Below are 3,763 nucleotides of genomic sequence, written 5' to 3' on the forward strand. Positions count from 1 at the left end.
CAACTACGTTCCGCAGCGAGGCCAAACGAATCAAGATCTACGAATGTAGTACCGGCCAGGTCGTATTCGGCCTCGGTGGTGTTGCCCAGCGCGTCGGTCACCTTGGCGGTGCGGCCAAGGAAGTCGTAGCCGAAAGTGGCTGTATGCGTGAGCGGATCGGTTACCGCCGTGATCTGTCCGGCGGCATTGACCGCGTAGCCGGTGGTCTTGCTGCGCGCATCGACGCTCTTGGTGAGGTGGCCGGCGGTGTCGTATTCCAGTTTGGTGGTGTATGCCGCGGTGGTGGGCTTGCGCTCGACCTGCGTGCTGGTGATCTGCCGGCCCAGGTCGTCGTAGGTGGCCTCGACCCGCGCCCCGGTGGAGTCGATGACCGCGAGTTGCTCACCCAGCAGGTCGTACTCGGCCACCCACTGGCCGCCCGGCCCGGACGGGCCCGGGTCGGTGACCCGCACCGGGCGGCCCAGCGCGTCGTACTCCGTCGTGGTGGCATAACCCCGTTGGTCGGTGACCTTGGTCATCTGACCGGCCGCGTCGTAGGCGAAGCTGACCTTGGGGATGACCGCGCTGCCACCCGGCGGCGTGTAGGACGGTGAGGTGGTCGAGGCCAGCCGCCCGGCCTTGTCGGCCCTTCACTCGGGTCGGTGCCACCAGCCCCAAAGTAACGAGAAAGACCAGGTCAGAGCCTCCTGACAGCATTTTTGATCAAGACGCGAAGCCATAACACTCCGCAGCCGTCCGGGATGCCGGTCTTCTCACGGGGCTGATGAACAGCCACGATGCGGTCCAGGCTCTCTGTCAGATGATTGAGCCGCTCACTCGCAGCTACTTTGCCCCTGATGGCGCCGACCCGAGCGGAGGGCCGACAACTCGGCTCGGTCAATGAGTTGCCGCGCGAGCATTGTGAAGGGACCACCCGTTTCGAGTACGGCAAGATCATGTGAAAGTCGCTGCGATCACCTCACTGAGCGCAATCTTTCCCACGGGCGAGCCAAGCCGCCAGGTCTTCGTTCTCCGAGGCTGTCCGCGAGCCCATGCTCCGGCGAGCTAGGTCTCGGAGTGTCGGTGAGCAATAAGGCGTGGGTAGGACAGCCGTTCCAATACTGTCTTGCCATACTGTTCCTACGACGAAGACTGATCCATCCACGGCAGACATGACAAATCCCGGATGGCCGTATCCTGATCCTAGAACACGGGATGCCGCCCCGGCGCCTGCGAGATCCCATTCGCTTAGCAGTTCCACCAATCCCCACACGGATTCCCACCATGCAGGGTCTTCCCAGTCCTCGGCCTCCTCGCGAGCCCGGTCGAAGACCGGATCAATAGCAGGACTGAGCGAGACCAGGAAACGGCGATCTGTCGCGAAAAGCCCGAACTCGGTCGCCATTGCGTACCAGTCGGCATTGAACTTCGCGATGCGATCTGGGTCATGAAGTTTGACAACCCGGTCGCGTCGCCCTTCCTTCGGGCCGCATGACGTCACCATTCCTGCGATAAAGGCAGGGATCCCTGTCCCGCGCCTGATGCCAAGAAGCTTCATACCAAAGCTCAACATCAGGCTTGCAACCAACTCCTCATTCAAGAATCTCTCCATCTCGTGCAGGGATTATCAGCATCCAAGTTGCATGACTTTATTGTAGTCGTGCCCCCCGTTCTTCCCTGGACCAACCCAGGCGAACTTGCCGTCCTTTTCAAGGATCCGATAATCGTTGTTTCCTTCGAAACCATAAATCTTTGCTCCCTTCCACCAGGCCGTCTTCCTATTGTTGCCACCCCGATAAAAGTCTAGGGAGCCATCAGGGTTGGTGCGCTGCCCCAGCTTCCCTGTCAGAATTTCATTGAGCATCTTCTTGATAATATTCGGTACAACGTTATCGTTGTGGACGAGGACATTGATATCTCCTGCTGCCACATGGTAGGTGTGCAGATCCGCTTTTCCCACCTGCGGAAACGCATGTCAGCGGGGGTGTTCACCTCCAAATCCGTCCACCGGCATCCATGATCGTCCAAGGCTGTTGCCGTCAACGTAGCCGTCAGGACGCATGTGGTCGTCAGCGATTCGGCGTCGTGACGCTCCTCCTCCAAGTAAAGGATTTGCTACACTTCTGGCGTGGAGGAGTGGGAGATCCGCGTCACCAACGAGATCCTGGCCTGGATCAACGCCCTGGACGAGCGATCCCGGGTGCAGGTCGTCGATGCCATCGACCGACTGGCCGAGGCCGGCCCGAGCCTGGGCCGCCCGCTGGTCGACAAGTTGGAAGGCTCCCAGGTCCACAACCTGAAGGAACTGCGTCCCGGCTCGGCAGGCCGCTCCGAGATCCGGATCTTGTTCGTGTTCGATCCGTGGCGATCGGCCATCTTGCTGATCGGCGGGGACAAGTCCGGCAACTGGTCAGGCTGGTATCGGCAGGCCATCCCCCACGCCGAAGAGCTGTACGCGAAGTATCTGGCCGAACGCGAGGCGGAGGAGAAGGACCCATGACGAATTTTCCCAAGTGGAGCGACGTCCGCGCCGACATCGTGGCCACCTCCGGCGGCGAGGAGGCCGTGGCTGAGGCCCGGCGGCGCAATCAGGCCTACATCGACGGCTACCGGCTGGCCGAGCGACGCAAGAGCCTGGGCCTGTCACAGACCGAGGTCGCCGGCCTGATGGGAGTGACCAAGAGCCGAGTCTCCCAGATCGAACGCGGCGAGGTGTCCACCGTGGAGGCCATTGCCCGCTACGTACAAGCCCTCGGCGGACAACTCCAGATCTCGGCCGTATTCGGCGACGACCTGTACATCCTGCGCGGCACCGACACCCACGCCGCATAACTGGGGCTGCTATATCGGGTCTCCGACCCGACGACCGCTCTCCAAGCGCCGGGTTCTCGCCTTCCATCCGCAGTGGATCACCCCGGGTTGGTTGGAGGCTCCGGAACCTGGAAGGGTGAGGAGCTATGGCACCACCGAGGAAGTACAGCTCTGAGCTGCGTGAACGTGCGGTTCGGATGGTCTTTGAGCTTCGTGAGCAGACGGGCGGGCGGACAGGCACGATCGCCCGGGTTGCGGACCGGCTCGGGGTGCATCGGGAGGCGTTGCGGACGTGGATCCGGCAGGCCGAGGTCGATGGCGGGCAGCGTCCGGGCCGGACGACGTCCGATGCTCACTGATCTTTAATTCGTGATGTTAAGTGATCATGTGACCGTCTCGGGTTGCGGTGGTATGCCCAGAACATGCGGTACGCACAAGGCGGCGGGCTGACCGCCGAACAACGAACCAAACGAGAACAAGTCCGGTTGCGCGCGGCCGAACTGTTCGCCCGCGGCGACACCGATGCCCAGGTGGCCAAAGCAATACGGGTCAGCCGGATGTCGGCCAACCGCTGGCGCCGCGCCTGGGCCCGCGGCGGGCAGGCGGCACTGGCCTCCACGGGCCCGGCCTCGCGGCCGGTGCTGGATGAGGCGCGCTTCGCCCGGCTGGAGGCGGCGCTGCTGCGCGGCCCGGCCGCGCACGGTTGGGACGATCAGTACTGGACCCTGGCCCGCATTCAGCGCATGATCGGCCGGATGTTCCATCTGACCTACTCCTTGCCCGGGGTGTGGAAGCTGCTGCGGCGGCACGACTGGTCATGCCAGGTTCCGGCGCGCCGGGCCATCGAGCGCGACGAGGGCGCGATCGTGGTGTGGAAGAGCGAGGTGTGGCCGACCGTGGAACAACCGCGGCGGACCTGTACTACATTCGTAGATCTTGATTCGTTTGGCCTCGCTGCGGAACGTAGTTGGTC

At 62.9% G+C, this 3,763-nt stretch carries 6 protein-coding genes and 1 pseudogene; 4 read left to right on the plus strand and 3 right to left on the minus strand.

All coding sequences use genetic code 11. From position 1 onward, the window contains the following. The 3 genes and pseudogenes from ABD841_RS40250 to ABD841_RS40260 form a co-directional block, all read right to left on the minus strand. Positions 1-518: pseudogene (locus ABD841_RS40250) on the minus strand (hypothetical protein); the annotation flags it as partial. Positions 519-958: 440 nt separating this feature from the next. Next, positions 959-1,579 carry a hypothetical protein gene (locus ABD841_RS40255; RefSeq protein WP_344982325.1) on the minus strand — a complete coding sequence of 207 codons (621 nt, stop codon included), beginning with the start codon at positions 1,577-1,579 and terminating at the stop codon, positions 959-961. A gap of 27 nt (positions 1,580-1,606) precedes the next feature. Further along, on the minus strand, positions 1,607-1,939 hold the full coding sequence (locus ABD841_RS40260; protein WP_344982326.1) for a hypothetical protein: 333 nt from the start codon (positions 1,937-1,939) through the stop codon (positions 1,607-1,609). 168 nt (positions 1,940-2,107) lie between these two features. On the opposite strand from ABD841_RS40260, the gene ABD841_RS40265 reads away from it, so the two are divergent. The 4 genes from ABD841_RS40265 to ABD841_RS40275 all read left to right on the plus strand — a co-directional run. Further along, entirely contained in the window at positions 2,108-2,479 is a 372-nt protein-coding gene (locus tag ABD841_RS40265) for a type II toxin-antitoxin system RelE/ParE family toxin (RefSeq protein WP_344982327.1), read from the plus strand. Next, positions 2,476-2,811 (plus strand): helix-turn-helix domain-containing protein, encoded by a 336-nt coding sequence (locus tag ABD841_RS40270; protein WP_344982328.1) that lies wholly within the window; start codon positions 2,476-2,478, stop codon positions 2,809-2,811. The genes ABD841_RS40265 and ABD841_RS40270 overlap by 4 nt, the downstream gene beginning before the upstream one ends. Positions 2,812-2,936: 125 nt before the next feature. Next, a complete protein-coding gene (locus ABD841_RS41065; RefSeq protein ID WP_425582124.1) occupies positions 2,937-3,149 on the plus strand; it encodes a transposase in 213 nt (70 codons plus the stop codon). 63 nt (positions 3,150-3,212) lie between these two features. After that, the coding region (locus ABD841_RS40275) for a winged helix-turn-helix domain-containing protein (protein ID WP_344982329.1) at positions 3,213-3,763 on the plus strand (551 nt) is incomplete at its 3' end.

This window comes from Streptosporangium fragile, from assembly GCF_039534445.1.
Lineage (GTDB): Bacteria > Actinomycetota > Actinomycetes > Streptosporangiales > Streptosporangiaceae > Streptosporangium > Streptosporangium fragile.

What these genes read in the sequence shown, in the direction of transcription:
- ABD841_RS41065 (WP_425582124.1), top strand. Translation starts at nt 2,937, where the DNA reads ATGGCACCACCGAGGAAGTACAGCTCTGAGCTGCGTGAACGTGCGGTT.
- ABD841_RS40270 (WP_344982328.1), top strand. Translation starts at nt 2,476, where the DNA reads ATGACGAATTTTCCCAAGTGGAGCGACGTCCGCGCCGACATCGTGGCC.